Origin of the sequence: Amycolatopsis sp. NPDC051106, from assembly GCF_040682775.1 — a bacterium.
Classification (GTDB): domain Bacteria; phylum Actinomycetota; class Actinomycetes; order Mycobacteriales; family Pseudonocardiaceae; genus Amycolatopsis.
In genome coordinates, this window is sequence record NZ_JBFBBQ010000005.1 from 125891 (window position 1) to 150199 (window position 24309).

23 protein-coding genes and 1 pseudogene are annotated in these 24309 nt (G+C 71.1%); 14 read left to right on the forward strand and 10 right to left on the reverse strand.

Annotated features, from left to right (window positions below):
* Positions 1-4: 4 nt before the first annotated feature.
* From AB0M83_RS06330 to AB0M83_RS06350, 5 genes are all read right to left on the reverse strand, one after another.
* Positions 5-325 (reverse strand): hypothetical protein, encoded by a 321-nt coding sequence (locus tag AB0M83_RS06330; RefSeq protein WP_364513261.1) that lies wholly within the window; start codon positions 323-325, stop codon positions 5-7.
* 47 nt (positions 326-372) lie between these two features.
* Positions 373-681 (reverse strand): hypothetical protein, encoded by a 309-nt coding sequence (locus tag AB0M83_RS06335; RefSeq protein ID WP_364513263.1) that lies wholly within the window; start codon positions 679-681, stop codon positions 373-375.
* A 22-nt stretch (positions 682-703) separates the two neighbouring features.
* On the reverse strand, positions 704-1282 hold the full coding sequence (locus AB0M83_RS06340) for a phage tail protein (protein WP_364513266.1): 579 nt from the start codon (positions 1280-1282) through the stop codon (positions 704-706).
* A gap of 30 nt (positions 1283-1312) precedes the next feature.
* Positions 1313-1732, reverse strand: a complete 420-nt coding sequence (locus tag AB0M83_RS06345; RefSeq protein WP_364513268.1) for a hypothetical protein — start codon at positions 1730-1732, stop codon at positions 1313-1315.
* Between the two features lie 164 nt (positions 1733-1896).
* Positions 1897-5124: a GH92 family glycosyl hydrolase gene (locus AB0M83_RS06350; RefSeq protein WP_364513484.1), complete on the reverse strand. Its 3228-nt coding sequence runs from the start codon at positions 5122-5124 to the stop codon at positions 1897-1899.
* Positions 5125-5438: 314 nt separating this feature from the next.
* Here AB0M83_RS06350 and AB0M83_RS06355 point away from each other — a divergent pair, with 314 nt between their 5' ends.
* The 12 genes and pseudogenes from AB0M83_RS06355 to AB0M83_RS06410 all read left to right on the forward strand — a co-directional run bounded on the left by AB0M83_RS06355 (position 5439) and on the right by AB0M83_RS06410 (position 17281).
* On the forward strand, positions 5439-6422 hold the full coding sequence (locus tag AB0M83_RS06355; protein ID WP_155544981.1) for a LacI family DNA-binding transcriptional regulator: 984 nt from the start codon (positions 5439-5441) through the stop codon (positions 6420-6422).
* A pseudogene (locus AB0M83_RS06360) lies at positions 6419-7455 on the forward strand (mannose-6-phosphate isomerase). Before AB0M83_RS06355 ends, AB0M83_RS06360 begins: the two are co-directional and overlap by 4 nt.
* Positions 7452-8216, forward strand: a complete 765-nt coding sequence (locus AB0M83_RS06365) for an ATP-binding cassette domain-containing protein (protein WP_364513271.1) — start codon at positions 7452-7454, stop codon at positions 8214-8216. The pseudogene AB0M83_RS06360 and the gene AB0M83_RS06365 overlap by 4 nt, the downstream one beginning before the upstream one ends.
* Positions 8213-9262: an ABC transporter permease gene (locus AB0M83_RS06370; RefSeq protein ID WP_364513274.1), complete on the forward strand. Its 1050-nt coding sequence runs from the start codon at positions 8213-8215 to the stop codon at positions 9260-9262. The genes AB0M83_RS06365 and AB0M83_RS06370 overlap by 4 nt, the downstream gene beginning before the upstream one ends.
* A 39-nt stretch (positions 9263-9301) precedes the next feature.
* The gene (locus AB0M83_RS06375) at positions 9302-10300 is read left to right on the forward strand and encodes an ABC transporter substrate-binding protein (RefSeq protein WP_364513277.1); all 999 of its coding nucleotides are present in this window, start codon (positions 9302-9304) and stop codon (positions 10298-10300) included.
* Positions 10301-10499: 199 nt separating this feature from the next.
* Positions 10500-11213, forward strand: coding sequence for a hypothetical protein (locus AB0M83_RS06380; protein WP_364513280.1), 714 nt, complete (start codon positions 10500-10502; stop codon positions 11211-11213).
* Positions 11214-11258: 45 nt separating this feature from the next.
* A complete protein-coding gene (locus tag AB0M83_RS06385) occupies positions 11259-12311 on the forward strand; it encodes a histidine kinase (protein ID WP_364513283.1) in 1053 nt (350 codons plus the stop codon).
* Positions 12308-13063 (forward strand): LytTR family DNA-binding domain-containing protein, encoded by a 756-nt coding sequence (locus AB0M83_RS06390; RefSeq protein WP_364513286.1) that lies wholly within the window; start codon positions 12308-12310, stop codon positions 13061-13063. Before AB0M83_RS06385 ends, AB0M83_RS06390 begins: the two co-directional genes overlap by 4 nt.
* On the forward strand, positions 13060-13410 hold the full coding sequence (locus AB0M83_RS06395; protein WP_364513289.1) for a hypothetical protein: 351 nt from the start codon (positions 13060-13062) through the stop codon (positions 13408-13410). Before AB0M83_RS06390 ends, AB0M83_RS06395 begins: the two co-directional genes overlap by 4 nt.
* A gap of 109 nt (positions 13411-13519) precedes the next feature.
* The gene (locus tag AB0M83_RS06400; protein ID WP_364513290.1) at positions 13520-15244 is read left to right on the forward strand and encodes a cation acetate symporter; all 1725 of its coding nucleotides are present in this window, start codon (positions 13520-13522) and stop codon (positions 15242-15244) included.
* 70 nt (positions 15245-15314) lie between these two features.
* Positions 15315-15677: a DUF485 domain-containing protein gene (locus AB0M83_RS06405; protein ID WP_013223484.1), complete on the forward strand. Its 363-nt coding sequence runs from the start codon at positions 15315-15317 to the stop codon at positions 15675-15677.
* Complete coding sequence (locus AB0M83_RS06410; RefSeq protein ID WP_364513293.1) at positions 15674-17281, forward strand: cation acetate symporter; 1608 nt, start codon at positions 15674-15676, stop codon at positions 17279-17281. The genes AB0M83_RS06405 and AB0M83_RS06410 overlap by 4 nt, the downstream gene beginning before the upstream one ends.
* A gap of 57 nt (positions 17282-17338) precedes the next feature.
* Here AB0M83_RS06410 and AB0M83_RS06415 read toward each other — a convergent pair whose 3' ends face one another.
* Together AB0M83_RS06415 and AB0M83_RS06420 are read right to left on the reverse strand one after the other, a co-directional pair.
* A complete protein-coding gene (locus AB0M83_RS06415) occupies positions 17339-18076 on the reverse strand; it encodes an isocitrate lyase/phosphoenolpyruvate mutase family protein (protein ID WP_364513296.1) in 738 nt (245 codons plus the stop codon).
* On the reverse strand, positions 18073-18534 hold the full coding sequence (locus AB0M83_RS06420; protein WP_364513298.1) for a carboxymuconolactone decarboxylase family protein: 462 nt from the start codon (positions 18532-18534) through the stop codon (positions 18073-18075). The genes AB0M83_RS06415 and AB0M83_RS06420 overlap by 4 nt, the downstream gene beginning before the upstream one ends.
* A gap of 46 nt (positions 18535-18580) precedes the next feature.
* Between AB0M83_RS06420 and AB0M83_RS06425 the strand changes: the two genes are divergently transcribed.
* On the forward strand, positions 18581-19957 hold the full coding sequence (locus tag AB0M83_RS06425) for a PLP-dependent aminotransferase family protein (RefSeq protein ID WP_364513301.1): 1377 nt from the start codon (positions 18581-18583) through the stop codon (positions 19955-19957).
* A gap of 264 nt (positions 19958-20221) precedes the next feature.
* On the opposite strand, the gene AB0M83_RS06430 is transcribed toward AB0M83_RS06425, so the two are convergent.
* The gene (locus AB0M83_RS06430; RefSeq protein ID WP_364513304.1) at positions 20222-20947 is read right to left on the reverse strand and encodes a peptidylprolyl isomerase; all 726 of its coding nucleotides are present in this window, start codon (positions 20945-20947) and stop codon (positions 20222-20224) included.
* Between the two features lie 335 nt (positions 20948-21282).
* Between AB0M83_RS06430 and AB0M83_RS06435 the strand changes: the two genes are divergently transcribed.
* A complete protein-coding gene (locus tag AB0M83_RS06435) occupies positions 21283-21696 on the forward strand; it encodes a hypothetical protein (RefSeq protein ID WP_364513307.1) in 414 nt (137 codons plus the stop codon).
* A gap of 353 nt (positions 21697-22049) precedes the next feature.
* Here the strand turns inward: AB0M83_RS06435 and meaB are convergent, their stop codons facing one another.
* Positions 22050-23015 (reverse strand): methylmalonyl Co-A mutase-associated GTPase MeaB, encoded by a 966-nt coding sequence (gene meaB / locus AB0M83_RS06440; protein ID WP_364513310.1) that lies wholly within the window; start codon positions 23013-23015, stop codon positions 22050-22052.
* Entirely contained in the window at positions 23016-24203 is a 1188-nt protein-coding gene (locus AB0M83_RS06445) for an acetyl-CoA C-acetyltransferase (protein ID WP_364513312.1), read from the reverse strand.
* Positions 24204-24309: the final 106 nt, after the last annotated feature.

Genomic DNA, 24309 nt, shown 5'->3' on the forward strand with positions numbered 1-24309 from the left:
GAACTCACCTCCCTGGGGTGCCGAAGAACGCGGCGATCTCGTCGGTGCTCGCCGCCGGGTCGGGTTCGGGCTCCACGCCGGGGCGCGGGACCTGCCGCGGCCGGTCCGGCTGGTCGGCGCCCTCGGCGGAGTTGGCCGCGACGAACAGCCAGTTGCCCACCGCGAGCTCGTCGACCGCGCCCGCGAGCAGGTGCTCGGCCAGGCCCCACTCGGCCGCATCGCCGTGCAGGGCGCGCACCAGCGCCGACTCGCGGGGCAGGTGCCGGATCAGCACCCGCAGCCGCCTCGGCGTCAGCTTGCCGCGGTAGTAGTCGAGCAGGTCCACCCGGTAGAACCGGAGCAGGTCGGCTTCGACGGCCTCGCCGTGCTCACTCAGGAGCGCGTCGAGGCCGAGGATTCCCCCAGCGCCATACCGGTGTCCCGGCCGTAGGCCTCCAGCAGCGCCTGGATGTCCTGCACGCTCAGCGCGTGCCGGCCGAGCTTCTCGAACTGCTCGGCGCCGAGCAGCACCTCGAGCAGACCGTCCAAATCGGACGGATCAAGGCCGGACAGCGAGGCCACCGCTTCCCGGGGCAGTTCGGAGGGCAGGCTGAACGTGTCGCCGTCCAGCTCGAACTCCCAGCGCTCCCCCAGTGCTTCCAAGCGCTGCGCCCGGACCGCGTTGACGTTGTACTTGGCCATTCGTGCGTTCCCCCTCGTCCGCTCAGGCGGACTTTTCTTCGGCGGCGGCGGCACCCGCGGCCGGGTTGATCGACCACTGCGCGAGCGGCTCGGACGAGCTGTTGATCGGCGTCATCGCGGTGAAGGTGACGCCGAGCTTGATCGCCGACGTCCGCGTGATCGCGGTTTCGTCGGTCTCGGTGACGACCCCGCGCGGGATGTAGAAGCGGTGCTTGACGTTCGGGCCGTCGCTGAACTCGATGCCGAGCGCGCGTTCGTCGACCCGCGGCGCGGCGGCGATGTTGTAGACGCCGTTCGTCCCCGCCGGCGCGCTGAAGAAGAACTGCAGGGTGTCGCTGTTGATCTGCAGCAACGAGAACTTCGCGGAGAAGTCGCGGTCGCTGAAGACGTACCGGATCGCGGCCACCGACTGCCAGGTGTCCACCGGGTCGAGCTTGTCCTTCTTGACGAACTTGACCCCGTCGGCGGTGGTGTAGCCGAGGTCGACCCACGGCGCCGCCCACGGCTTGGTGAAGTCGGCCGGCGCGGCGGTGTGCGCCGGCGCCACGTAGATGGCCCCGGTTCCCGCCACCCGGATCTCACTGGCGTTCAGTCCTGGCATGAGCAGCCCTCCCACTGCGCCGCCGGCCGGTCAGGCCGGTCTGGATTCGACTTGCGCGACGAACCGGTACCGCATGACGTACCGGTTCGCGTCGGAATGCCTCCGATCGAGCACGAAGCACGGGCCCTGCAGCTCGGCCACGTCGGGGAACACGGTCGGCCCGGAAGCGGTCAGCAGCGGCAGGACACCCCGCACGGCCAGCGCGACCGCGTGCGCCGCGGTCTTGTCCGGTCCGTAGGAGTCCAGCCGCACTTCGGCGTTGTCGAGCCGGTCGTCGTCGAGGTAGACGCCGCCGAGGCGGGTGAGCACCACGGCTCGCTGGGTCCCGTCGAAACCCGGTGGCACCGCCGTTCCCACCGGTACGCCGGACAGTTCCGGCCGCGCGCGCACGAACGCCGCGACGGCCTGTTCGACATCCGGGAAAACCAGTGGTTCCTGAGCGATCGGCACGATTTCCCCCACCTCCCCCTCCCCTTGGGGTGTGACCAACGTAACGCAGCGATCTTCCCCCGCAAGCGGCCGAATGGGGGATGACAGTGGCCGGATTCGGCCATTCCGGCGGTAAGGGAACGGCCCCCTCCCCGCGCGGGGAGGGGGCCGTCGCTTTCGCGGGACTACGCGCCGATGCCGATGGCGAAGACGTGCAGCACGCCGCCGCTGACGTTCGACGGCAGCGTCACGCTGGCCACCGTCTTGCCCGCGTCGAGGGTGATCGGGTTGGTGCCGAAGACCATCGTGCGGATCTGCTGCGGGTCACTGCCCGCGGCGTTGCGGTACGGCGTGGACAGCACGATCCGGTTGCCGAACGACGGCTGGGCGCCGCCGCCCCCGAGCGTCCAGTCGGAGAACCCGATCGTCGCGGTCGACTTGCTGCCATCGGTGTAGGTGATGGTCAGCGTGCCCTGCGCGTTGCCGTTCGAGCCGGAGCCGAGCAGCGCGAGCCGGGTGCCGGCGCCGGTGACGTTCACCGTCTGGCCGTTCGCGACCGCGTTGTCGGGGTCGCCGACCGGGAACGACGGCCAGGTGAACTTGATGCCGTCACTGGTCACCGTGCCGCCCGGGGTGGCGCCGGCCGCGGCCAGGGCGTCGGCCGAGTAGCTCCAGCCGCCGCCGTCGAAGTTGGCCGCCGACGAGTCGGAGTCCGGCGAGATCCCGGCGTTGTCGACCGTCGCGAGCCAGCTGTTCGGCTGGGCCACGAGCACCGTCAGCACCGCTTGCGTCGAAGCCACGCCCGGTGCCGAGAACGTCACCGGGATGCGGCGGGCGCCGTCGGCCAGCCCGGCCGGAACCGAAACCGTCAGGTCGGCGTGTGCTTTGCCGCCCGCCGGGACGGCGATGCTGCCCGACGCCGGGGTCAGCGTGATCCCGTCGACGCTGCCGGCGCTGTAGGTCCAGGTCCGGGCGGTGCCGGAGAGGTCCTGGACGCCCACCGACGCCGAGGACGTCGCCCCCGCGGGCGTCACCGCGCGTGCCGGGTCCACAAAGGACAGGCTGGGCTTCTCCTGCTCCCGGAACGACGGCGGCGCGTCGGCCGTCGCGCTGCCCCACGCCGTCGCGGTGGCGGAGCGCGTGTAGTCCAGCGTGCCGCCGCTGGAGATCAGTGCCTCCGGCAGCCACGCCTTGGAAGCCGCGCCGCCGTTGACCTTCAGGCCGCCCACGTAGTCGCCGGTGCCCGGCGCGTTGATGGTGACCTTCTTGCCCGAGCCGGTGGTGAGCACGGCGTGCTCGAAGCGCGGGGTGACGAGCAGCGTCTCGGCGCGGCCCGGGATCTCCGGGTAGATGCCGAGCGCGGACCACACGTACCAGGCCGACATCTGGCCGAGGTCGTCGTTGCCGATCAGGCCTTCGGGACGCGGGTTGTACAGCTCGTCCATCGAGCGGTGCACGATCGACTGGGTCTTGGCCGGGGCACCCGCGTACGAGTAGACGTACGGCGCGTTGGAGTTCGGCTCGTTGCCCATGAAGGCGTACGGCTCCTGCGTCCCCGCGTTCAGCTGGGTGAAAAAGGTGTCCAGCCGGGACTGGGTCGCGGTGTTCCCGCCGAACGCCGTCACGACGCCGCCGAGGTCGTAGGGCACCATCCACTCGTACTGCGCGCCGTTGCCCTCGACCCAGCCCTGCGAGCTGGCGGGGTCGTAGGTGCCGGCGAACGAGCCGTCCGCGTTGCGCGGCTGCAGGTGGCCGGTGCCCGGGTTGTAGAGGTTCTGCCAGTTCTGCGCGCGCTTCATGAACGTCGTGTACGTCGCGCTGTCGCCGAGCCGCTTCGCGAACTGGGCGATGGAGAAGTCGGCGCTGGTGTATTCGAGGGTGTCCGCGCCGGCTCCCGGCACGTAACCCAGCTTCTGGTAGTCGTCGAGGCCCGGCCGCTCGGTATAGCCCTGGGTCGGCTGGGTGGCGCCCTTGATCATGAGCAGCAACGCCTTCCGGGCGTCGAAGTCACGGGCACCGAAGGCGTACGCGCTGGAGACGATGATGTGGTACGGGTCGCCGTTCATCACGCCGGTGTAGTCGTTGGCCACCGTCCAGCGGTCCCACGAACCGCCCTGCTCGGCGTAGGCCATCATCGACCGGACGATGTCCGACGTCTCCTTCGGGTCGATCGTCGCCAGGAGGGGGACCTCCGAGCGGTAGATGTCCCAGCCGGAGAAGTTGGTGTACATCGCGTGGCCCTTGTCGGCCGTGTGGATCCGGCCGTCGAAGCCGGGGTACTGACCGTCCACATCGGAAAACACGTTGGGCTGGATCAGCGAGTGGTACAGCGACGTGTAGAACGTCGTCAGGTCGGCGTCGGAGCCACCGGTGACGGCGATCTTGCCGAGCTGGTCGTTCCACGCTTTCCGCGCACCCGCGGCCACGGTGTCGAACGACTTCTTCGTGTTCTCGGCCTTGAGGTTGGCCTTCGCGCCGTCGACGGACACGAAGGACAGTCCGACCTGGACGTTCACCTGCGCACCGTTGAGGTTCGCGAAGGTGACGTACCCGCCACTGCCCGGTCCGCTGACGGTGGTGTTCTGCGGCGCCACCTTGGCCGGGCGCGCGATCGACGCGTCGACGCCGTTCGGCTGCGCGACCTTCGCCTTGGCCCCACCGGTTTCGGCGGACTTGCCCGGCGTCACGGCGCCGTTCTTCCACGTGCCGATCGACTCGAACGGCGTGTCGAACTTGGCCGAGAAGTAGACGCGGTAGCTGTTCCGCGCCCCGCAGAAACGGCCGCTCGTGGCCCAGCCGCTGATGGTGTCCTTGCCGATGGTGATCGACGCGTCGTCGGTGCCGTTGACCGAGCCGGAGGTGTTGACCAGCAGCGTCGAGGACGCGCCCGCCGGGTAGGTCAGCCGCGCCGAACCGGTGCGCTGGGTCGCGGCCAGCTCGACCTTCGCGCCGCTGTCGAGGGTGACGTCGTAGGCGCCCGCCGTCGCGTGTTCGTTGGCGTGCGAGAACTTCGACGTGTAGTGCGCCGGGTCGGTCGCCGGCGAAGTCGTCACTTCACCGACATAAGGGATGAACGGGATGTCCTGATAGGTCGAACAGCCCGCGCCCGAAAGGTGCGTGAGGCTGAACCCGGTCAGGGCGTCGTCGTCGTAGAAGTACCCGCCGGGCTGGGACTTCACGGTGTCCGGGCTCCACTGGACCATGCCGAACGGCGCCACCGCACCCGGGAACGTGTTGCCGGCACCGCCCCCGGTGCCGTGGTCGGCGCCGCCGGGACGGGTGCCCACGAAGGGGTTGACCCACTTCGCGAAATCCGTCGCCTGGGCCGCCGCGGCGGGGACAGCGGGAGCCACCGCTGCCGTCACCGCCAGTGCCAGGAAGGTCAAACCGGCTCTCAAGCGCGCTTGCGCCATGGCCATCGCCTTTCACCTCATCAGCGCGACCAGAAACGGTGTCATGACAACCTTGTCGCGCAGTCGGTCGAACCGGGTCACCTTGGGCAGCGGCTCACCAAGTCGTCAAGGGTTCCCGTCAAGACCTGTCCGCTTCCGGACAGCGTCGTCAGCCATCTGTCCTACGACGTCGGTAGCCGAATCGGCACAATCCACGCAGAGACCGTTGACAAGCCACCGGCGGGTGGCGTTCAATCCCGTGCACTATGACAACGTTGTCTCCCCCCGGCCGGGACCGGGACGGCGCTCCGCGTACCGCGAGCAGACGAGCCACGATGAGCGATGTGGCCCGGCTGGCGGGCGTGAGCATCAAGACCGTCTCGCGCGTGGTCAACGACGAACCCGCGGTGCACCCGGACACCGCCGAGCGGGTCATGGCGGCCATCGAGCAGCTGGGCTTCCGGCGCAACCTGGGCGCGCGCAACCTGCGGCGCGGGTCGACGACCGGCACCATCGGGCTGATCGTCGAGGACGTCGGCAACCCCTTCTACTCCGAACTGAACCGCGCGGTCGAACGCATCGCGACGTCGTTCGGGCGCCAGGTGCTCACCGGCTCGTCCGAGGAGAACTCCGACCGCGAGCGCGAGCTCGTCCTGGAGTTCTGCGCGCGGCGGGTGGACGGCATCCTCGTCGTCCCGGCCGGCCTGCAGCACGGCTACCTGGTGCCGGAGATGCGCGCGGGCACGCCGGTGGTGTTCATCGACCGGCCGGCCGGCGACATCGTGGCCGACACCGTGCTGGTCGACAACCTCGGCGGGACCATCGAAGCCGTCACCCACCTGGCGAAGCACGGCCACCGGCGGATCGCGTTCCTCGGCGACAGCCCGGACATCTTCACCGCGGCCGAGCGCCTGCGCGGCTTCCGCGAGGGCTGCGTCCGCAACGGGATCTCCTACGACGAGTCCCTGGTTTCCATGCGGACGCCGACGCAGGAGTACATCGGCGACGCCGTGAAGCGCCTCATGCACGGCCCGGACGCGGCCACCGCCGTGATCGCCGGCAACAACCGGGTCGCCGTGCACGTGCTGCGCGCGCTGGCCCACGCCGAGCAGCGCCCGGCGATGGTGGGCTTCGACGACTTCGAGCTGGCGGACCTGCTCGACCCGCCGGTCACCGTCGTCGCGCACGACGTGAGCGCCCTCGGCCACGCCGCGGCCGAGCTGCTCTTCGCCCGTGTCCAAGGAGATCAGTCCCCGCCCAGAAAGGTAGTCCTGCCCGTGCATCTCGTCGCCCGCGGCTCCGGTGAGGTCGCCCCGTGACCCTCGAACCGATCCGGCTCCCCGCCAACCAGCCGCCGCAGTTCTACCGCGGGGGCGACGCCATCGCGGCGCTGCGCGGCGCGTCTTCGGACAAGAAGTTCGGCCCGGAGGACTGGGTCGCTTCGGTGAGCACCATGTTCGGCCAGGAGACCAACGGCCTGACCCGGCTCCGGACGGCGCCTGGCTGCGCGACGCCGTCGTGGCGAACCCGAACGGCTGGCTCGGCGCCAAGCACGTCGAGGCGCTCGGGACGTCGACCGGGCTGCTGGTCAAGCTGCTCGACGCGGGCCAGCGGCTCCCCGTGCACTTCCACCCGGACGACGCCTTCGCGAAGCAGCACTTCGACTCGCACTTCGGCAAGACCGAGGCGTGGATCGTCGTCGGCACGTACGGCGACGACCCGCGCGTCTACCCCGGCTTCAAGGAGACGCTGTCCAAGGCGACGGTGTCCGAGTGGACGCGGGAGCAGGACGTGCCGTCGATGCTGGGCGCGCTGAACAGCGTCCCGGTGACCGCGGGCGACACCGTCTACATCCCGGCCGGGCTGCCGCACGCCATCGGCGAGGGCGTGTTCGTCGTCGAACTGCAGCAGCCGACCGACTTCTCGCTCACCATCGAGTGGCGGGACTTCCTCGCGTCGCCGGAGAAGGGCCACCTCGGGATCGGGTTTGACACCGCCATCGAGGCACTCGACACGTCGGGCTGGGACGCCGGGCGCCTGGAGACCATCATCAAGCGCACCGCGGCGGACCGCGCGTCCACCGTGGACCTGCTGGCCGGCGGATCGGAGCGGTTCTTCCGAGCCGACCAGCTGCGCACGGACAAGCCGACAACGTTGTCACTCGACCCGTCGTTCGCGGTGCTCGTCGTCCTCGACGGCGAAGGCACCCTGCGGACCGAGCACGGCGGCGAGCACGCGCTGGCGAAGGGCGACACCTACGTCGTGCCGTTCGACGCCGGCCAGACCGAGCTGTCCGGCACGGCGACGGTGATCCGCTGCCGGCCACCGGCGCCGGAAGAGAGGCACGGATGAGCGAAATCCTGCTGGAAGCGGTCGACCTGACGAAGCACTACGGGTCGGTCGAAGCCCTGCGCGGCGCGGCTTTCCAGGCGCGCGCGGGCGAGGTGACGGCGCTGATCGGCGACAACGGCGCCGGCAAGTCCACTCTGGTCAAGTGCCTCTCGGGCGCGGAACAGCCGACGTCGGGGAAGATCCTCCTCGACGGCGCCGAGGCGCACTTCGACTCGCCGACGACCGCGCGCCGGCTGGGCATCGAGACGGTCTACCAGGACCTGGCCGTCGCGCCGGAACTCGACCCGGCCGCGAACCTGTTCCTGGGCCGCGAAATCCACCGCAAGGGCATCCTCGGCAAGCTCGGCATGCTCGACAAGGCCGAGATGCGGCGCCGGGCCGTCGAGGAGTTCCAGCGCCTCGGCGTGACGCTGCAGAGCACCGACGTCCCGATCGGCTCGCTGTCGGGCGGGCAGCGCCAGAGCGTCGCGGTCGCGCGATCGGTCGTGTGGGCGTCGAAGGTCGTGTTCATGGACGAGCCGACGGCGGCCCTCGGTGTCGTGCAGCGGGAACGCGTGCTCGACGTCATCAAGAAGGTGCGCGACAAGGGCATCGCCGTCGTGCTGATCAGCCACAACATGCCCGAGGTGCTGTCGGTCGCCGACCGCGTCGAGGTGCTGCGGCTCGGCAAGCGCGTCGCCCGGTTCACCGGGTCGGACACGAAGCTCGAGGACCTCGTCGCCGCGATGACCGGCGCGCTCGTGCAAGAGGAGGCCGCGTGACCGTGTCCACTCCCGCCAAGGACATCCAGGAGTCGCCGGAGGCGGGCTTCGGCAAGCGCCCGCTCGGCAAGCGGCTCGTCGGTGCCAACACGTTCTGGATCGCGCTCGTGCTGGTGGCGCTGATCATCGTGTTCAGCGCGATCGCTCCCGGCGAATTCGCGACGCTGTTCACCTTCCAGACGCTGCTCATCGAGACCGCGGTGCTGCTGGTGCTGTCGGTCGGGATGACGTTCGTGATCATCACCTCCGGCATCGACCTGTCCGTCGGCTCGGTGCTGATCTTCGCCGGCATGGTCGCCGGCAAGGTGATGGAGGCGATGTCCGGCGGCAACGCGTCGAACGCCGGCTGGGGCGTCATCGTCGTCGGCCTGGTCGCCGCGGTCGTCGCCGGGACGGTGTGGGGCCTGATCAACGGCTTCCTCATCGCGGTGGCTGGAATCCCGCCGCTGATCGTCACGCTCGGCACCATGGGTGCGGCACTCGGCGCGGCGTACCTGCTCAACAACGGGTCCGACGTGCGCAGCGTGCCCGTCGTGCTCAACCAGACCCTCGGCTACGGCACCTCGTTCGGCGTGGTGCCGAACCTGGTCATCGTCGCCGTGGTGATCACGCTGATCGGCGCGTGGCTGCTCCACACCACGAAGTTCGGCCGCTACACCTACGCGGTCGGCTCCAACGCCGAGGGCGCGCGGCGCGCCGGCATCGGCGTCACCGCGCACCTGCTGAAGGTGTACACGCTGACGGGTTTCCTGGCCGGCATCGCCGGGTTCCTTTCGCTCGCGTACTACGCGTCGACCACGATCTCGGCGCACACGACCGACAACCTCAACGCGATCGCCGCGGTCGTGATGGGCGGGACGAGCCTCTTCGGCGGCGTCGGCACGGTGCTGGGCACGGTGATCGGCGTGTTCATCCCGGCGGTGCTGAAGAAGGGCTTCAACATCACCCACGTCCAGGACTTCTGGCAGATGATCGCCGTCGGCGCGGTGCTCATCGCCGCCGTCTGGTTCGACCAGCGGCGCCGCCGTCGCCGCAACTCCCGCTGAGTTTCCCCGAGTCCCCGAGTACAAAGAGGTGCTTGTGCCATGAACCTTTCCAAGACTCTGGTGGCCGTCGGTGCGCTGGCCTCGGCCGCCGCGCTGCTCACCGCGTGCGGGTCCGGCACGGTCGGGCAGACCGGGTCCGGCGACAGCCCGGCCAACTCGGCCGGCTCGAAGAAGCTGGCGCTCATCCCGGGCGTGCAGGCCGAGCCGTTCTACATCTCGCTGCAGTGCGGCGCGCAGGCCGAGGCGAAGAAGCTCGGCTACGAGCTGACCACGCAGGCCCCGCAGAAGTTCGACGCGGCGATGCAGACCCAGCTCGTCAACGCGCTCGGCTCGAACCCGCCGGCCGCGCTGCTCATCGCCCCGACCGACGACACGGCGATGCTCGCGCCGATCCAGCAGGTGAAAGCGCGCGGCGCGAAGATCGTCGAGGTCGACACCTCGCTGAAGGACACGGGCGTGGCCGTGTCGTCCGTCTCCTCCGACAACGCCGCGGGCGGCAAGCTCGCGGCCCAGACGATGGCCAAGCTCGCGAACGGCAAGAGCGGGTCGGTGCTGGTGCTCGACACGATCGCCGGCACGTCCACCACGGCGGCCCGTGCGAAGGGCTTCGAGGACGAGCTGAAGAACACCCCGAACCTGAAGTCGATCGGCGTGCAGTTCACCCAGAACGAGCCCGACCAGGCGGCTTCGAAGGTGACGGCGGCGCTGTCGTCGACCCCGGACCTCATCGGCGTCTTCGCGACCAACCTCAACACCGGCGAAGGCGCGGCGACCGGCCTGCGCAACGCGGGCAAGGTCGGCGCGGTGAACCTGATCGGCTTCGACGCCAGCCCGTCGGAGGTCGAGGGCCTCAAGAACGGCCAGTACCAGGCCCTGATCGCCCAGGACCCGGCCTCGATCGGCACCCAGGGCGTCCAGCAGGCCGTGGCGGCCATCGAGGGCAAGCCGGTGACCCGGAACCTGACCGCGGAGCTGCACTCGATCACCAAGGCGGACATGGACGCCAACTCGCAGTACTTCTACAAGCAGTCCTGCTGACCCGTCCGTCAGAGCCCTGCGAGCGGTGTGCGCGTCGCTCGCAGGGCTTTGACCAGCGTATTCACCCCTGGTGATCGCACACTGCCGGTCACCGCGGCCGGTGAACCGCTCACCGCACGCCCGGTTCCGCCGGACGGGTGTCCCGCGTCACACTCATCTGCACATGCATCTACACATGCATGATCGCAGGGAGGGTGCGATGAACTACGAACGATCGGCCGTGCACCGGACGATCTTCGCCGTGGACGTCGAGGGCTACGGCGACCGGACCAGGACGACACCACACCGCCTGGCGTTGCGCGACGGGCTGTACCGCGCGCTCTGCCGGGCGTTCGACGACGCGGGCGTCCCCTGGGCCGCCTGCCGGAACGAGGACTGCGGCGACGGCGTCTTCGTCCTCGCCCCGCCGGACATCCCGAAAGGGCTCTTCGTCGAGTTCTTGCCCAACGCGCTCGCCGTGGCGGTGCACCGGCACAACCTGACCCACCACCCCGGCGCCCGGATCCGGCTCCGGATGGCGCTGCACGCGGGCGAGATCGCCTACGACGACCACGGCGTCACCGCGCCGTCGATCAACCACGCGTTCCGGCTCCTGGACGCCGCGCCGCTGAAGGAGGCGCTCAAGGCGTCGCCCGGCGTGCTGGGGCTGATCACGTCGGCGTGGTTCTTCGAGGAGGTCGTCCGGCACAGCGAAGGGCTCGATCCGACGACGTTCCGGCCGGTGCGGGTGGCGGTGAAGGAGACCCGCACGACGGGCTGGATCTCCCTGCCCGACCGTCCCTACCCGGCCGACGCGAGCCTGCTGGCGCGGGTGCCGGAACCCGCCAAGGTCACCGGGATCGACGACTACCGGACCTGGCGCCGCTTTCGCCGCCACGCCCAGGTGCTGGCCGACCGCGAGGAACCCGGGTAGACGTAGGATCTGGTGCCCGGGACACCGTCGCCGAGGGGAGGCCCGATGACCGTGCACCTGCGCCCGGCGTCCCGCGCCGACCCGCTGCCGGTGCTCGCCGCCGCCCGCCGGATCACCGGCGACCTGCGCGACGGCCTCTCCGGCACCCGGGCCCGCCGCGCCGCGCACGGCCTGCGCCGGCTCTTCGGCTTCCCGGGCCTCGGCCTCACCGACCTGTCCGGCTCGCTGCTCTGGTCGGGGCGGCCGGGGCCGGACGCGGTCGTCGCGAAGGTGCTCGACGGCGTCCTCCACACCGAGGAACCCGGCTCCGCGCCGGACGTCCTCGTGCTGCCGCTGCACGTCCACGACGAACTGGCCGGCGCGCTGCTGGTCGTCGGCGACGTCCGGGACGCGGTCGCGGGCCAGGCCGCCGACCTCGTCGTCCAGGCTCTGGAACGGGGCCGGCTGGAAGCGTCGGCGGACCAGGCGGCGCAGGCCGAACTGCGGGCGCTGCGGGCGGAGATGTCCCCGCACTTCGTCTACAACGCGCTGACCGTCATCGCGTCGCTGGTGCGTTCGGACCCCGACCGCGCCCGCGACCTCATGCTCGACTTCGCCGACTACACGCGCTACAGCCTGGCGCGGCACGGCGAGTACACAGTGGTCGCCGAGGAGTTCCGCGCGATCGAGACGTACCTGGCGCTGCAGCGGGCGGTGCTCGGCGAACGGCTGCGCGTCCAGGTGCGGGTGGCCCCCGAGATCCTCGCCGTCGCGGTGCCCTACCTCGTGCTGGAGCCGTTGGTGGAGAACGCGATCCGGCACGGCATCGAGCCGCGGTCGGGCACCGGGCTGGTCCAGGTGCACGGCCAGGCGGAAGGGAACGACTGCGTGATCTTCGTCGAGGACGACGGGGTCGGCATGGACCCGAAGCGCGCGGCGGACATCCTGGCCGGGCGCACCGGCGAGGACGACCCCGCCGGACTCGGACTGGCCAATGTGGACAGACGGCTGCGGGACGTCTACGGCGCCTGGTACGGGCTGACCGTCGAGACCGAGGTCGGGGCGGGTACCCGGGTGATCGTCCGGGTGCCGCGGTTCCAGGCGGGGGTGCTGCCGTGACCGGGCTGCGCGTCCTCGCCGTCGACGACTTGGCGCCCGCGTTGGACGAACTCTGCACCATGCTGCGCGAAGCACCCGAAGTCGGCGAAGTCGTCGGCGCGGCTGACGCGCTGAAGGCGTTGAGGCTGCTTCAGGCCGACAGGTTCGACGCGGTGTTCCTCGACATCTCGATGCCGGGCCTCGACGGGCTCGAGCTGGCCGGGCTGCTGGCGAAGCTGAGCGAGCCGCCGGTGATCGTGTTCGTCACGGCGCACGACGGGCACGCGGTGACGGCGTACGGCATCGGCGCCGTCGACTACCTGCTCAAACCGGTCCGCGCCGAGCGGCTTTCCGCCGCCTTGGCGAAGGTGACGCGCAACGCGACGCCGTCGTCGCGCACGACCCCGGACGCGATGGCCGCGCTGCCGGTCGAGTCCGGCGGGCGCACCCGGTACGTCCGCCGCGACGACGTGCTGTTCGTGGAGGCCCACGGCGACTACGTCCGGCTGCACACCCGCGGCGGCGTGCACCTCGTGCGGATGCCGATCTCGCGGCTCGAGGAGTACTGGGAGGGCACCGGCTTCAGCCGGGTGCACCGCGGGTTCCTGCTCTCGGTGGGGGCGGTGCTGGAGCTGCGGAGTGACAGCGCGGGCGGGCTGCTGGCCCACACCGAGGCGGGCGACGTCCCGGTCAGCCGCCGGCACGCGCGTGATCTGCGGGACCGGCTGCTGGAAGCCGCCCAGCGCGGCCAGCTCGGACCGGGCTCGCGATGAGCAAGATCCGGCGCGTGGCCGTCACGAGCCCCCAGACGCGGCTCGCGCACGCCCGGCGCCGGTCCCGCCACCGCTGGCGCCAGCCCCGCCTCCCCGTGGGCGACACCCAGCGCGCGACGGCGTTGTACCGCGCCCAGCGCCGCCGCGGTGTCCCCGCGCTCGTCCTCATGTTCGCGCTGCTGCTCGGCCTGCCCGGAGTGTTCGCGCTCTTCCCGGGCCTGGACACCGTGCGGCTGCTGGGCATCCCGGTGTCGTGGCTGATGATCGCGGTCCTGCCGTACCCGGCGATGGCCCTCCTGGCCCGCTGGCAGCTGCGCCGCGCCGAGCGCCTCGAGGACGACCAGTGACCAGACCGCCCCAATGTGGCCTTCGGTGCGTTGAACGCACCCAAGGCGGCCTTCGGTGCGTTGAACGCAACCAAGGCCACATTGGGGCGCTCGAGAGCAAGGTGGGCTAGTGGGCGTCGCGCTCGCCGTCGCGCCGGTCGTGCTCATGACGCTGCTCATCGGCGTCCGCGGGGTCGCCGCCATGCGCACGACGTCGGACTTCCTCGTGGCGTCCCGCCGGATCTCCCCGCTGGTGAACTCGGCCGCCGTCTCCGGCGAATACCTGTCCGCGGCGTCCTTTCTCGGCGTCGCCGGGCTCGTGGTCAAGGACGGCATCGGGGCGCTCTGGTACCCGGTCGGCTTCACCGCCGGCTACATCGCGATGCTCGTGCTGGTGGCCGCGCCGATGCGGCGCTCGGGCGCGCTGACCGTCCCCGACTTCGCCGAAGCCCGCCTCAACTCCCCCGCGCTGCGCCGCCTCACCGCCGTCGTCGTGCTGGTGATCGGCACCATCTACGTCGTCCCGCAGTTCCGCACCGCCGGCCTGGTGCTGACCGCGGTCGGCCACACGCCGTACTGGGTCGGTGTCGTGCTGGCCGGCGCCGCGGTCAGCATCACCCTCGCCCTGGGCGGGATGCGCGCGGCGACGTACGTGCAGGCGTTCCAGTTCGTGCTGAAACTCCTGCTGTTCCTCATTCCGGCGATCTGGCTGGTGCTGCAGGCCGGCGCCGTCAACCGCACCGACGCCCTCAACCCGGTCGAGTTCACCCACTTCGCCCGCGCAACACCGGTGAAGTTCGAGGTCGAGGTCACGATGGAGATCCGCGAGCCGACCGCCGTGCGGCGCAACGGCGTCGCGGAAACCCTGCCCCCCGGCGAGTTCATCGCGCGCAGCCAGGACGAAGTCGTGTTCGGCGCGGGCACCGCGGTCCCGGCGGTCCGCGGCGGCGCGCCGCTCGGCGGGCACGACTGGCAGCGCCCGCTGCTCGACCTCGGCGACCAGGGCTATCCCCTGCTCGGCACGTGGGCGGTGCTCATCGCGACCATGCTCGGCACGATGGGCCTGCCGCACGTGCTCATGCGCTTCCACACCAGCCCGGACGGCCGCGCCGCGCGCCGCACCGCCGCGATCACCGTGGCCCTGCTGGGCATCTTCTACCTCTTCCCCGGGGTGTACGGCGTTCTCGGCCGCGTCCTCGTGCCGGGCCTCTACCTCTCCGGCGCCACGGACACCGTGGTCGTCGCGCTGCCGTACCAAGTGGACAGTGGCTGGGCCGGCGGCCTCTTCACGGCGTTGCTGACCGCGGGCGCGTTCGCCGCGTTCCTGGCGACGTCGCTCGGCCTGCTGCTGGTGATGTCCGGCGCGATCGCGCACGACCTCGTCCCCGGTGGGCTGCGCCGGCTGCGGATCGCCGTGTTCGGCGTCGCCGCGATCATGGTGCTGCTGGCGCTGCGGTCGGCCGAGCTCGACGCCGGGGTGCTCGTCACGTGGGGCTTCACCGTCGCCGCGTCGACGTTCTGCCCGCTGCTCGTGCTCGGCATCTGGTGGCCGCGGCTGACCGCGGCCGGCGGGATCGCCGGCGTGCTGACCGGGCTCGTCGCGTCGTCCGGCTCGATCCTGTTCGCCCTCGCCGGCCCGGATCTGCACGGCTGGGTGGCGATCTTGGTGCAGCAACCGGCACCCTGGTCGGTACCGCTGGCGTTCGGCGTAATGACGTTGGTCTCCTTGCGGGGCAGGCCACCCGCCTGGTCGACGGCCGCGATGCTGCGCCTGCACCTCGACGAACCCCGTTCGACGGGACCGCGAGACCGTTCGTCAACCGTTCGTCGTCTGGCCCGGCTGTTGAACCGCTGAATCTTCACACCAGACTCACCCGTCCCTACGGTGTCGCAGGTCACTTTCCGCAACGTCGCAGGGAGCAGCGATGAGCACGACCGACACTGGCGGCGGGCCCCCGGACACGTCAGAAACCATCTGGGAACGAGCGCACGAAAGCACCGAATTCCGCGAGCTGCGCAGCCGGCTGCGCCGGTTCGTCTTCCCGATGACGGCGGTGTTCCTCCTCTGGTACCTGCTCTACGTACTCCTCGCGGACTACGCGCACGGCTTCATGAGCACCAAGGTGTTCGGCAACATCAACGTCGGCCTGATCTTCGGCCTGCTGCAGTTCGTCTCGACGTTCGTGATCACCGGCCTCTACGTCCGGTACGCGAACCGGAAGCTGGACCCGGTCGCCGAGAAGATCCGTGAGGACATCGAAGGCGACTCTGCGAAGGAGCAGGCATGACGAACATCGCCGCGGGCGTGGAAGGCAGCAACCCGCTCCTCAACATCCTGATCTTCGCCGCCTTCGTGGTCATCACGCTGGTGATCGTGTTCCGGGCGAGCCGCAACACCAAGACGGCGTCCGACTACTACGCCGCCGGGCGCGCCTTCACCGGTCCCCAGAACGGCATCGCGATCTCGGGTGACTACCTGTCGGCGGCGTCGTTCCTCGGCATCGCCGGCGCGATCGCCATCAACGGCTACGACGGCTTCCTCTACTCCATCGGCTTCCTGGTGGCGTGGCTCGTCGCGCTGCTGCTGGTCGCGGAACTGCTGCGCAACACCGGCAAGTTCACGATGGGCGACGTCCTCGCGTTCCGCATGAAGCAGCGTCCGGTGCGGGCCGCGGCCGCGACATCGACGATGGCCGTGTCCTTCTTCTACCTGCTGGCGCAGATGGCCGGCGCCGGCGGTCTCGTCGCGCTGCTGCTCGGCGTCGAAGGCGGTGGCGCGCAGGCACTCGTGATCGCCGTGGTCGGCATCATCATGATCGCCTACGTCCTGATCGGCGGCATGAAGGGCACCACCTGGGTGCAGATCATCAAGGCCGCGCTGCTGATCGTCGGCGCGCTCGTGATCACCCTGTGGGTGCTCGGCAAGTACAACTTCAACTTCTCCAGCCTGCTGCAGGCCGCCGTCGACAAGGCGGGCAAGGCCGGGGAGACGCTGCTCGGCCCGGGCAAGCAGTACGGCGCCACCGGCACGTCCAAGCTGGACTTCCTGTCCCTCGGCATCGCGCTGGTGCTGGGGACGGCGGGGCTGCCGCACGTCCTGATGCGCTTCTACACGGTGCCGACGGCCCGCGACGCGCGTCGCTCGGTGGTCTGGGCGATCGTCCTGATCGGCGTGTTCTACCTGTTCACGCTGGTCCTCGGCTACGGCGCCGGTGCGCTGGTCGGGCCGGACACGATCAAGAAGGCGCCGGGCGGGGTCAACTCCGCGGCTCCGCTGCTCGCGCTCGAACTGGGCGGGCCGGTGCTGCTGGGCCTGATCTCCGCGATCGCCTTCGCGACGATCCTCGCGGTGGTCGCCGGCCTGACGATCACGGCGTCGGCGTCCTTCGCCCACGACGTCTACGCGAACGTCGTCAAGCGGGGCAAGACGTCGCCGGACTCGGAGGTCAAGGTCGCCCGGATCACCGCGGTGGTGATCGGGATCCTCGCCATCGGCGGCGGCATCCTGGCCAACGGGCAGAACGTCGCGTTCCTGGTCGCGCTGGCCTTCGCCGTCGCGGCCTCGGCGAACCTGCCGACGATCCTCTACTCGCTGTTCTGGAAGCGGTTCAACACCCAGGGCGCGCTGTGGTCGATCTACGGCGGCCTGGCCATCACGATCGTGCTGATCGTGTTCTCGCCGGCGGTGTCCGGCAAGAGCACGTCGATGTTCAAGAACGCCGACTTCGCCTGGTTCCCGCTGAGCAACCCCGGCATCGTCTCGATCCCGGCCGCGTTCATCCTGGGCTGGCTGGGCACGGTCCTGTCCAAGGAGCACGACCAGAAGAAGTACGCCGAGATGGAGGTCCGCTCCCTGACCGGCGCGGGCGCCGAGAAGGCCGTCGCGCACTGACGGTCCCCGAAACACCGAAGGCCGTCGCGAGTCACCCTCGCGGCGGCCTTCGGCCATTCAGTAGGGCAGCTTCCCCTCGGCGACGTCCGCGAGGGTCGCTTCGAGGTGTTTTCGGGCGTACTGCCAGAGCCCGCCGCCGAGCGAGATCCTCGCCACGCCCAGTTCGGCGAGACCGCCCAGGCCCGGGCTGCCCGGCCACGCGGGCGCGTTGACGGCGCCGCCGACTCCCTGCACGAACGCCGCGAGCACTTCGGGAGTGCGCAGGTGGATCGGGTAGACGCAGTCGGCGCCGGCTTCGAGGTAGGCCTTCGCCCGGGTGATGCCGTCGGCGAGGTGGTCCTCCGGGTCGACGCCGCGGAAGGAGTCCACGCGGGCGTTGATCACCAGGCCGTCCCCCGCCGCCGCGCGCAGGGCGGCGATCCGCTCCGCCTGCTCGGCGACCGGCCGCACGCCGCCGGTGGCGTGGTCGGTGTCCTCGAAGTTGCAGCCGACGGCGCCGGCGTCGAGCAGCCGGCTCGCCAGCTCGGCGCCGGACAGGCCGTAGCCTGACTCCGCATCGACGGTGACGGGGATGTTCACAGCTTTCGCGATGCGCTTCGCCGCGGCGAACATCTCCGCGGCCGGCGCCTTCTCGCCATCGGGGAAGCCGAGCACGGACGCCACGGCGATCGAGCTGGTCGCCACGACCGGGAACCCGGCGGCCTCGACGAGCCGGGCCGTGTCGGCGTCCCACGCGTTCGGCAGCACGAGCGGCTTGCCGGGGACGTGCAGCGTCTTGAGAGCGGCGGCGGTCACGCGTCGCGCTTCGGGAGCGGGCTGTGGCTGGTGACGGCCATGCGGTTCCAGCTGTTGATCGCGATGACCTCCCACGCGATCGCGCGGTACTGGTCTTCGGTCAGCACCTTCGTCGCCCGCTCGTAGACGTCGTCGGGCACGCTCTGGGTCGCCGACAGCTTGGTCATCGCCTCGGTGAGGACCAGCGCGGCCTCTTCCTCTTCGGTGAACAGGTCCGTCTCGCGCCAGCCGTCGAGCACGAGCAGCCGGCGCACCGACTCGCCCAGCTCGAGGGCGTCGCGGCTGTGCATGTCGAGGCAGTACGCGCAGCCGTTGAGCTGGGAGGCCCGCATCTTCACCAGCTCGAGCAGTTTCGGGTCGACGCCCGCGTTCGCGGCGGCCTTGTTCACCTCGGCCTGCAGGTTCGCCATCGCCTGGTAGATCTCGGGCGCGCGCCCGAGTCCGATTCGCTTCGTCATGCCATCCACGCTAGCGCCAACTGGCCCACGGGTATGGTCCAGTGACATGACGGATTCGTGGTCCAGTTCCGGGCTCGACGTCCACCTCGACTGGGTGCCTTCGACCGGCCGAGGCGGCCTCGCGGCGGCGATCCGCGCGGCCATCCGCGACGGCCGGTGGCAGGCGGGCGCGGCGGTGCCGTCGACCCGTTCCCTGGCCCATGACCTGGGCATCGCTCGGGGCACGGTCACCCGGGTGTACGCCGATCTGGCCGCCGAGGGGTACCTGCGCACGGCCCAGGGCGCGCCGACCCGCGTCGCGACGGCGGGCTCGCTGCCCCAGTCCGCGCCGCGGCAGGCGCCGCGCGAGCCGGCCCCGCGCTGGGACCTGCGGCCGGGACGTCCGGACCTGACGGCGTTCCCCCGCCAGGCGTGGATCACCGCGACCCGCCGCGCCTTGCTGCGGACCCCGGCGTCGGCGTTCGGCTACGGGTCGGAACTGGGCGCCCCGGAGCTGCGGGACACGCTCGCCGGCTACCTCGCCCGGGCCCGCGGGGTGGTCGCGGATCCGGAGCGGATCGTGGTCTGCCACGGGTATTCGCACGCCATCGCCGTGATTTCCCGGGTCCTCGCCGAGCTGGGCGTCCACGAGACGGCGTTCGAGAACCCGTCCCTGGAGATGTACCGCTCGATCGCGGCGGCGCAGGGCCAGCGGGTCGTCGGCGTCCCGGTGGACGAACACGGCCTGGACGTGTCCGCTTTGGACAGTCCGGCGGTGGTCGTGACGGCGGCGCACCAGTACCCGACCGGCGTCACGCTGGCCCCGCACCGCCGCACCGAGCTGACCCGCTCGGGCGCGTTCGTGCTGGAGGACGACTACGACGGCGAGTTCCGCTTCGACCGCCAGCAGGTCGGGGCGCTGCAGGCGCTGGCGCCGGAGCGGGTGGTGTACGCGGGGACGGCGAGCAAGACCCTGGCCCCGGCGCTGCGGCTGGCGTGGCTGGTGCTGCCGCGGAAGCTGGTGGAGCCGGTTCGCGCGGCGATGGCCGACAGCGGGTCGCGCCCGGCGGTGCTGAACCAGCTGGCCCTGGCGGAGCTGATCGACTCGGGCGCGTACGACCAGCACGTCCGCCGCAGCCGGGCGGAGTACCGCTCCCGCCGCGCTCGCCTGCTGGCGGCGCTGCCGGACTCGGTGCGCCCGCAGGGCATCGCGGCGGGCCTGCACCTGTTGTTGATGCTCCCGCCGGACGGCCCGTCGGAGGCGACGGCCCTGGCGGCCTGCCGCCGCCGCGCGATCGGCATCGAGGGCCAGGAGGAAGACGGCTACTGGATGGACGCCGGCCGCCCCGGCGGCCTGATAGTCGGCTACGCGGCAACCCCGAAACACGCGTTCGCCGGCGCCACCCAAACCCTGGTGGAAGCCCTCTGGGAAATCACCACCTAACCCACCCACCTCCGCCCCTTCCCCGACTTCCGCCCCCAATCACGCAAGTCCCGCCCCCAATCACCCGAGTCCCGTCCCCAATCACCCGAACCGACCCTCCAGGTACGCGAGCCGACCGTCTGGGTACGCGAGCCGACCCTTCAATCACACGTGATGCCCCCTCAATCACGCGAGATGCCTCTCCAGTCACGTGTGATGCCCCGTCAACCACACGTGCTGCCCGGAGCGGGCCACCCCGAGTCCGGGAGTGGCCCGCGTTCGCCGTCAGAACCAGCAGTCCGGACGGACCCGAAGCAGTTCCGTCCGCAGCGCGGGCGTCCCGTCGACCGGCGCCGGGTCGTCCGCCGTCGGCTGGATCCCACCGGCGGCGACCCGGTCCAGGGTCTTCAGCCCTTCGGCGCCGACCGTGCCGAACACCGTGTAGTTCGGCCGCAGCGCGGAATCGCCGTACACGACGAAGAACTGCGAGCCGTTCGTGTCCGGTCCCGCGTTGGCCATCGCGAGCAACCCGCGCGCGTAGACCTTGCGCGCCCCGGTCGGGTCGGTCGGCGACGGCGGCAGGTCCACCGGCAGTTCGTCCTTGTACTTGTAGCCCGGGCCGCCCTCGCCGGTCGCGCTCGGGTCGCCGCACTGCAGGACCTTCAGCGTCGGGTACGAGGTGAGCCGGTGACACACCGTGTGGTCGTAGAACCGGTGCCGCGCCAGGTGCAGGAAGCTCTGCACGGTGCACGGCGCCTTGGCGCGGTCGAGCCGCAGCGGCAGCGCGCCCTGGCTGGTCGGGACGGCGACGTCGACCTTGCCGTGGCTCGGCGTGTGGCGCGGGTCGGGCGGCAACGGCACCGGCCGCGAAGCCGGTTCGTCCGGGGTCTCGGTGTACTGGCACGGCCCGTGCGTCGTCTTAGGCGGCGGTGCGTCGGCCGCGGTGGCGACACCGTTGCCGGCCACGAACAACGCGCCTGCCGCCAGCGCGGTGACCAGTGTCTTTCTCATTCTGCACGCCCTCCCAGTGATCGCCCGGTTCCGGAGCGCCCCGCAGTCTAGGGCGCGGCACCGACAACAAGAACCGGCGAAAGTCGCCCATGTCAGCCGGTCGGGTGAACCTCGGCGGCCGGACCCCGGAAATTGTCGGACCCCCGGAGCACGATGGCCATCACGCGGCAAAGCGCCGCCCGGCAAAGGGGGAGACATGACGGTCCACGTGGTCAACCGCAGGAGAAACGCTGTGGGGGCAAGGTATCCGGAGGCGGTGGTCGTGGACGTGACGTCGCGCGGGCCGGAGCCGTGGGTGCGGTTCAGCCCGTTCTACCCGGCACGGCGGCATCCCGGTGCCGTACTCCCCGGGGGTCGAGAGCGCGTCGGTCGAGGGGATCTGGCAGGCGCTGAAAGTCTTCCGCGGCGCGGGAATCGACGAGGGCAAGCTCCGGATCAAGTCGATGAAGGGCCTGAAGCGCACGGTCCGCAAGTACGGCGAAGTGGTCGGCCACCGCACCGGCGTCGCGGGCACCGAACTGCTGCCGTACGAGCAGGCTCGAAGACGGATCTACCTGCCGTCCTACCGCTGGGTGCTGGAAAACAGGTTGGCCGACCTGGTCACCGAGCTCCGGGAAACGAGCGCGGAGCGGGACATCGTCCTGCTCGATTACACCACCAACAGCCAGGTCGAGGACCTGACGAAGCCGTTGTCCCACGCGGCATTGCTGCGCGCGCACCTCGCCGGGGAGTGGCCGTGGACGGTGTGACTTCGACGCTCGCCCGGATCCAGCACGCACTCGGCGACCGCAGCCGGCTCCGCGCCTGGCTCGCCAACGGCAGCATCTCCGCACTCCACAACCGCCTCACCACCAGCCGGATCCGCGCCTGGCCCGCCGACCGCGACATCTCGGCACCCCACAACCGGCCCACCACCGGCCGGATCCGCGCCTGGCTCGCCAACGGCGGCATCTCCGCACCCCACAACCGGCCCACCACCGGCCGGATCCGCGTCTCTGGGCTCCGCGACCGGCTCATCCCGAGCCGCGGCCTGGTTCTCCGGGCCCGTTCCCGGCCCATCCCCCACCGCGGGCCGAGTTCCCAGCCCACCAACGGCGGTAGCTCAGCTCCGCAGGTCCGCGACCAGCTCGTCGGCGGCGGCGAACGGGTCGATCTCCCGCGCAACGACACGCTCGGCGACCCCGGCGAGCCGTCCCCCGCCCCGCAGGTCGGCCAGTTCGGCCCGCAACCGGCGCACGGCGATGGCCTCGACCTCGTCGCGCGCCCGCGCGATCCGGCGCCGGGCCAGCTCGTCGTGCTCCACCAGCCAGTCGTGGTGGGCGGCCAACGCCCCCACGACCTCGTCGACGCCCTCGCCCTTCGCCGCGACCGTCCGCACGATCGGCTGGCGCCAGCTCGCGCCCCGGATCTCTCGGCGCGCCAGCGAAATCATCTGCTTGAGGTCGTGCACCGTCGCGTCCGCGCCCTCGCGGTCGGCCTTGTTCACGACGAAGACGTCGGCGATCTCGAGCACCCCCGCCTTCGCGGCCTGGATGCCGTCGCCCATTCCCGGCGCGAGCAGCACCACCGTGGTGTCGGCCAGCTTCACGACGTCCACTTCGGACTGTCCGACGCCGACGGTCTCGATCAGCACCACGTCGAAGCCGGCGGCGTCGAGCACACGCACCGCCTGCGGGGTCGCCCACGACAGCCCGCCGAGGTGCCCGCGCGTGGCCATCGAGCGGATGAACACGCCGGGGTCGGTGGCGTGCTCGGTCATCCGGATCCGGTCGCCGAGCAGCGCGCCGCCCGAAAACGGCGAAGACGGGTCGATCGCGAGCACCCCGACCCGCTTGCCCTCCGCGCGCAACGCGGTGAGCAGCGCCGACGTCGAAGTCGACTTGCCGACCCCCGGTGGGCCGGTGAGCCCGACGATCCGGGCCCGCCCGGTGTGCGGGGTCAGCGCCCGGGCGATCTCGGCGACGCGGGGATGGGCGTCCTCGACGAGCGACAGCAGCCGCGCGACGGCACGGGGCTGCCCGTCCCGCGCGCGACCGACCAGGTCGTCGAGGTCGAGTGCTCCGGCCACTTACGCGGTCGGTACCCGCAGCAGGAGGGCGTCGCCCTGACCGCCGCCACCGCACAGCGCGGCCGCGCCGAGCCCGCCACCGCGGCGGCGCAGCTCGTGGATCAGGTGCACGGCGAGCCGGGCCCCGGAAGCGCCGATCGGGTGGCCGAGCGCGATGGCGCCGCCGTTGACGTTGACCTTCTCCGGGTCGAGGCCGAGCTTCTCGGTGGAGACGAGCCCGACCGCGGCGAAGGCCTCGTTGATCTCGACGAGGTCGAGCGCGTCGGTGCCGAGGTTCGCCTTCGCCAGGGCGGCGAGGATGGCGTTCGACGGCTGCTCGTGGAGGCTCGCGTCCGGTCCGGCGACGACGCCGTGCGCGCCGATCTCGGCGATCGGCGTGAGGCCGAGTTCCTCGGCCTTCGCCTTGCTGGCCACGACGACCGCGGCGGCGCCGTCGGAGATCTGCGAGGCCGAGCCGGCGGTGATGGTGCCGTCGGAGGCGAAGGCGGGGCGCAGCTTGGCGAGGCCTTCGGCGGTGGTGTCGGCGCGGACGCCTTCGTCGGTGTCGAAGACCACCGGGTCGCCCTTGCGCTGCGGGATGGAGACCGGCGCGATCTCGTCGGCGAAGTAGCCGTTCTTGATCGCCTCGGCCGCACGCTGGTGCGAGCGGGCGGAGAACGCGTCCTGCTGCTCGCGGGTGACGCCGTAGCGGGAGTTGTACTTCTCCGTCGAGGAGCCCATGGCGACCTGGTCGAAGGCGCAGAAGAGCCCGTCGTAGGCCATGTGGTCGACGAGCGTCGTGTCGCCGTACTTGAAGCCGGAGCGGGACTTCGGCAGCAGGTGCGGTGCCTGGGTCATCGACTCCTGGCCACCGGCGACGACGATGTCGAACTCGCCGGCCCGGATCAGCTGGTCGGCGAGCGCGATCGCGTCGAGGCCGGACAGGCAGACCTTGTTGATCGTCAGGGCCGGCACGCTCATCGGGATGCCCGCGGCGACCGCGGCCTGACGGGCCGGGATCTGGCCGGCGCCGGCGGTCAGCACCTGGCCCATGATCGTGTACTGCACCGCGTCCGGGGCGACCCCGGCGCGTTCGAGGGCCGCCTTGATCGCGACCCCGCCCAGCTGCGCCCCCGAGAAGTCCTTGAGGGACCCGAGCAGGCGCCCGATCGGCGTACGGGCGGCACCCAGGATCACGGAACCGGACACGGCGTCCTCCAAGCTTCGGCGCATGGGCAGTTTTTCCGACCATACCCGGAGGGTGGGCTTCTTGATGGAGCCAGTGTGAGGCGGGGCACGCGACGATTCGGGGTCG